The organism is Citricoccus sp. (assembly GCF_032154715.1).
GTDB lineage: Bacteria > Actinomycetota > Actinomycetes > Actinomycetales > Micrococcaceae > Citricoccus.
This window is the reverse complement of the sequence record NZ_JALDXU010000144.1, coordinates 1-4,966: the sequence shown is the minus strand read 5'-3', so window position 1 is coordinate 4,966 and position 4,966 is coordinate 1. Positions and strand designations below refer to the sequence as shown.

Genomic DNA, 4,966 nt, shown 5'->3' with positions numbered 1-4,966 from the left:
CGATTGCTCATTAGCGCACGCCTGTCTACATTATTTAGGCAAGCCTTACCTGATTGTGGCCCGACTGCGGAGCCACGTCGCCCGTATCAGACCAGTGTCATCAGAGTGGAGTCATCATCGTGCGCACCTCCCGCCCCTTCGCCGTCTCGGTCGCCGCCTTCGGCCTCGTCCTCGCCCTGTCCGCCTGCGGGTCCGGCACCGCCGATCCGGCTGCGGACTCCGCGTCCTCGACCGGCTCCTCCGAGGCCGCGGCGGACCAGCAGTTCCCGATCGAGGTGGAGCACGCCTTCGGCACCACCACCATCGAGTCGAAGCCCGAGCGGGTGGCCACCGTCAACTGGGCCAACCACGAGGTGCCGCTGGCCCTCGGCGTGGTCCCGGTCGGCATGGCCGCCGCCAACTTCGGTGACGATGACGGCAACGGCGTGCTGCCCTGGGTCGAGGACGAGCTCGCCGAGCTCGGCGCCGAGACCCCGGTCCTCTTCGACGAGACCGACAGCATCGACTTCGAGGCCGTCGCGGACACCGATCCGGACGTCATCCTGGCGGCCTACTCGGGCCTGACGCAGCAGGACTATGACACCCTGTCCGAGATCGCCCCCGTGGTCGCCTTCCCGGAGACCGCCTGGGGCACCGACTGGCGGGACATGATCCGCCTGAACTCGCAGGGCATGGGCATGGAGGCCGAGGGTGACGAGCTGATCGAGGACCTCGAGGGCCAGATCGCCGAGACCGCCGCCGAGCACCCGGAACTCGAGGGCACCTCCGCGATGTTCCTCACCCACGTGGACACCGCCGACCTGTCCACGGTGAACTTCTACACCGGCCATGACACGCGGACCATGTTCTTCGAGGACCTCGGCATGACCGTGGCCAAGTCCGTGCAGCAGGTCACCGACGAGACCGACCAGTTCTCCGGCACCGTCTCCGCCGAGCAGGTGGACCAGTTCGACGACGTCGAGGTGATCGTGACCTACGGCGACCAGTCCCTGGTGGACACCCTCGAGGCGGATCCGCTGCTGTCCCAGATGCCGGCCGTTGAGAACGGGGCCATCGTGGCCATGGACGGCACCGGCCCGCTCGGCACCGCCGCCAACCCGACGCCGCTGGCCCTGCCCTACGTCCTCGAGGACTACGCGGATCTGCTGGCCGAGGCCGCCGCCGCGTCCGAGTGATCGTGCCCGAGTGACCCTCACCGCCGCCCCCGCACCGACCGCACCTGCCGCGCTGCCCCCTGCCCTGCGCAGGGGGCAGCGGCACCGCCTGGCCTGGCTCGGGGCCGGGCTCGTGGTGCTGGCCCTGCTCTGCGCGGCCTCCGTCGCCATCGGCTCCCGCACCGTGGGCCTGCCCGCCATCGTCGAGGCGCTGGGCTCGCTCGGCGAGCCGGTCGAGGGACTGGACCAGGCCGCCGTCGTGAAGCGCATCCCGCGCACCGTGCTGGCCCTGGCAGTGGGCGCGGCGCTGGGCGTGGCCGGAGCGGTGATGCAGGGCGTGACCCGCAACCCGCTGGCCGATCCGGGCATCCTCGGCGTCAACATGGGCGCCTCGCTGGCCGTGGTGGTCGGCATGGCGTGGTTCGGGATGTTCGCGGCCCACCAGATGATCTGGATGGCCATCCTCGGCGCCGCCGTGACCGCCGTGCTGGTCTACGCCATCGCCTCGGCGGGCCGCAGCGGGGCCTCCCCGCTCAAGCTGGCCCTCGCGGGGGCGGCCCTGACCGCGGTGGCGACCTCCTTCATCACCGCCGTGGCCCTGCCCCGTGGTGACATCTCCGCGAACATCCGGTCCTGGCAGATCGGCGGGGTCGGCGGCGCGGCCTGGGACTCGATCGTGCTCGTCACTCCCTTTCTGGGGGCCGGACTGCTGCTGGCCCTGGTGAGCGCCCGCAGCCTGAACTCCCTGGCCCTGGGCGACGACCTCGCCGCCGGCCTGGGCGAACGCGTCATGCTCGCCCGCGGATTGGCCGCCCTGTCCTCCGTGCTGCTGGCCGGCGCGGCCACCGCCGTGGCCGGCCCCATCGGCTTCGTCGGACTCGTGGTCCCGCACGCCTGCCGCCTGCTCGCCGGCCCGGATCACCGCTGGCTCCTGCCCTACTCCGCCGTCGCCGGCGCGGCCCTGCTGCTGGCCTCGGATGTGCTCGGCCGCATCATCGCCCGCCCCTCCGAGATCGACGTCGGCATCCTCACCGCCTTGATCGGCGCCCCATTCTTCATCCACATCGTCCGCCAGCGGAAGGTTCGCGAACTGTGATGGCACCCTCCACGCGCTCCGCTCCCGCTCCGGCCCACGACGCCGTCCACGCACCCCAGGCGGCCAGCTCGCCCGCCGCTCGCGGCACCGTCCCCACCGCGCTGACCGCCGGTTCTCCCGCCGGCACCCGGGCGAAGGTGACGGGCGCACGGCAGGGGCGGCGCCGGCGTCGCGCGCTGGTCATCGGCCTCCTGGCCGTGCTGGTGGTGGCGGTCTTCGCCGCGTCCCTGATGGTCGGGCGGACCTTCTACGGCCCCGCCGAGGTACTCGGGGTGGTGTTCGGGCAGGACGTGGACGGGGCCACGTTCACCGTGGGCACGCTGCGGCTGCCGCGTGCGGTGCTCGCCGTGGTGGCCGGCGCCTGCTTCGGGCTGGGCGGCGTGACGTTCCAGACCATGCTGCGCAACCCGCTGGCCAGTCCGGACATCATCGGCATCTCCTCGGGCGCCTCCGCCGCGGCGGCGTTCGCGATCATCGTGCTCGGCATCGACGGCCCGGCCCGCTCCGCGTTCGCCATCGCGGCCGGCCTGGGCGTGGCCCTGCTGATCTACCTTCTCTCCTCGAAGGGCGGGGTGGCCGGCACCCGGCTGATCCTGGTGGGCATCGGGATCGCGGCGATCCTCACCTCCATCACCAACTACCTGCTCTCGCGCGCCGGCTCCTGGGACCTGCAGGAGGCGCTGCGGTGGCTGACCGGCTCACTCAACGGGGTGGGCTGGGAGCAGGTCCTGCCCACACTGGTGGCCCTGCTCGTGCTCGCCCCCGTGCTGCTGGGGCAGTCCGCGAACCTGGAGTCCCTCACCCTGGGCGACGACACCGCGGCCGGGCTCGGCGTCCGGGTCAACCGCACGCGCCTGTTGGCGGTGATCGCCGCCGTGGGCCTCGTGGCCTTCGCGACGGCGGCCTGCGGCCCGATCGCGTTCGTCGCCTTCCTCTCCGGTCCCATCGCGGCCCGGCTGCTCGGCCCGAACGGCTCCCTGCTGGTGCCGTCCGCCCTGGTGGGGGCGCTGCTGGTGCTCGTGGCCGACGTGGTGGGCCAGTACGCCATCGGCACCCGCTTCCCCGTGGGCGTGGTGACCGGCGTGCTCGGGGCGCCCTTCCTGCTGTACCTGATCGTCCGCCAACACCGCACCGGAGCCACCTCATGACGACCGACCTGAACCTCGCGGCCAGCACCCACGAACTGCGGGCCGAGACCTTGGCCGTCGGCTACGGCGAGCGGCACGTGCTCAGCGGCCTGGACCTGGAGATCGAGCCGGGCACCGTGACGTCGATCGTGGGGGCTAACGCCTCCGGCAAGTCCACCCTGCTGCGGACCCTGTCCCGGCTGCTCTCCCCCGCCGGCGGCCGGGTGCTGCTGGACGGCCGCTCGGTGCACTCCATGCCCTCGAAGGAACTGGCCCGGGTGCTCGGCCTGCTGCCCCAGTCCCCGGTGTCCCCGGACGGGATCACCGTGGCGGACCTGGTGGGCCGCGGCCGGCACCCGCACCAGCGGATGTTCCGCGCCTGGAGTGCGGCCGACGACGCCGCCGTGGCCCACGCCCTCGACGCCACCGCCACCGCGGACCTGGCCGACCGCCCCGTGGACGAGCTCTCCGGCGGCCAGCGCCAGCGGGTGTGGATCGCCATGGTGCTGGCACAGCAGACAGACCTGCTGCTGCTGGACGAGCCCACCACGTTCCTCGATGTCAGCCATCAGATCGAGGTGCTGGATCTGCTCGCCGATCTCAACCGGGAGCGTGGCACCACCATCGTCATGGTGCTGCACGACCTCAACCTCGCCGCCCGCTACTCCGACCGGCTCGTGGCGCTGGAAGGTGGCAGGGTCTACGCGGCCGGACCGGCCACCGCCGTCCTCACCGAGCAGTGCGTGCAGGACGTGTTCGGGCTGCGCAGCCGGATCATCGACGATCCCGTCTCCGGCGGTCCCCTGGTGGTCCCGGTGGGCCGGCACCACGTTGCCGGCTGACGGACCCGGCCCGGGGTACCGTGGACTGTTGCCCGTCCGGCAGCTGTTGCTATCCCCAGCCGAAAAGTCCTCATGTCCCTGCCCCGGCCCCGCGCGTACCCCCGTGTCCGTCCGCCCTCCCAGCCACGTGCCCAGTGGGTGGACACCGCCAAGGGGATCTCGATCCTGCTGGTGGTCCTGCTGCACACCAGCCTCTGGCTGCGCCAGGCGGACATGGACCGGATCCCCGCCTTCAGCGTCCTGAACACGGCGTTCGAGGACCTGCGCATGCCACTGTTCTTCGCCATGTCCGGGTTGTTCGCCGCGAAGTGGCTGACCGCGGGCTGGGGCGACTTCCTCCGTACCAAGGCCTCGCTGCTGGTCTGGGTGTTTCTGCTGTGGCAGATCCCCGTGATCGCCTACCGGATCATCGGCGGACACCTGCTGCCCGGCATGGTGCACACGGACCTGGGCACGCAGCTGGAGACCTGGGTGTGGTCACCGCTGCGGGCCAACGCCGAACTGTGGTTCCTGTGGGCCCTGGTGCTGTTCCTCCTCGCCGGTCGCTTCCTGCGGACGGTCCCCACCGGGTGGGTCATCGGCTCGGCCGCGGCGCTGTCCGTGGTGTGGTCCGGCGTGGTCTGGCCGGGTTCCACCGGGCTGGAGGGCGGCGAGCTGCGGCATCTCGTGGGCACCGGCCTCTATGAGGCACCCACCTATTTCCTCTTCTTCATCGCTGCCGCGCGCGGCAGCTCCTGGGTGCGCGAC

The 4,966-nt window shown here is 71.9% G+C and carries 5 protein-coding genes; all 5 read left to right on the top strand.

The features are described from left to right. Nucleotides 1-119: 119 nt before the first annotated feature. A complete protein-coding gene (locus tag RUH65_RS15225) occupies nucleotides 120-1,175 on the top strand; it encodes an ABC transporter substrate-binding protein (RefSeq protein ID WP_313818479.1) in 1,056 nt (351 codons plus the stop codon). A 10-nt stretch (nucleotides 1,176-1,185) separates the two neighbouring features. Beyond that, nucleotides 1,186-2,250 (top strand): iron ABC transporter permease, encoded by a 1,065-nt coding sequence (locus RUH65_RS15220; RefSeq protein ID WP_313818477.1) that lies wholly within the window; start codon nucleotides 1,186-1,188, stop codon nucleotides 2,248-2,250. Continuing rightward, complete coding sequence (locus RUH65_RS15215) at nucleotides 2,250-3,398, top strand: iron ABC transporter permease (RefSeq protein ID WP_313818476.1); 1,149 nt, start codon at nucleotides 2,250-2,252, stop codon at nucleotides 3,396-3,398. Before RUH65_RS15220 ends, RUH65_RS15215 begins: the two co-directional genes overlap by 1 nt. Next, on the top strand, nucleotides 3,395-4,219 hold the full coding sequence (locus RUH65_RS15210) for an ABC transporter ATP-binding protein (RefSeq protein WP_313818475.1): 825 nt from the start codon (nucleotides 3,395-3,397) through the stop codon (nucleotides 4,217-4,219). Before RUH65_RS15215 ends, RUH65_RS15210 begins: the two co-directional genes overlap by 4 nt. A gap of 72 nt (nucleotides 4,220-4,291) precedes the next feature. Beyond that, on the top strand, nucleotides 4,292-4,966 hold a 675-nt coding region (locus tag RUH65_RS15205; protein ID WP_313818474.1), incomplete at its 3' end, for an acyltransferase family protein.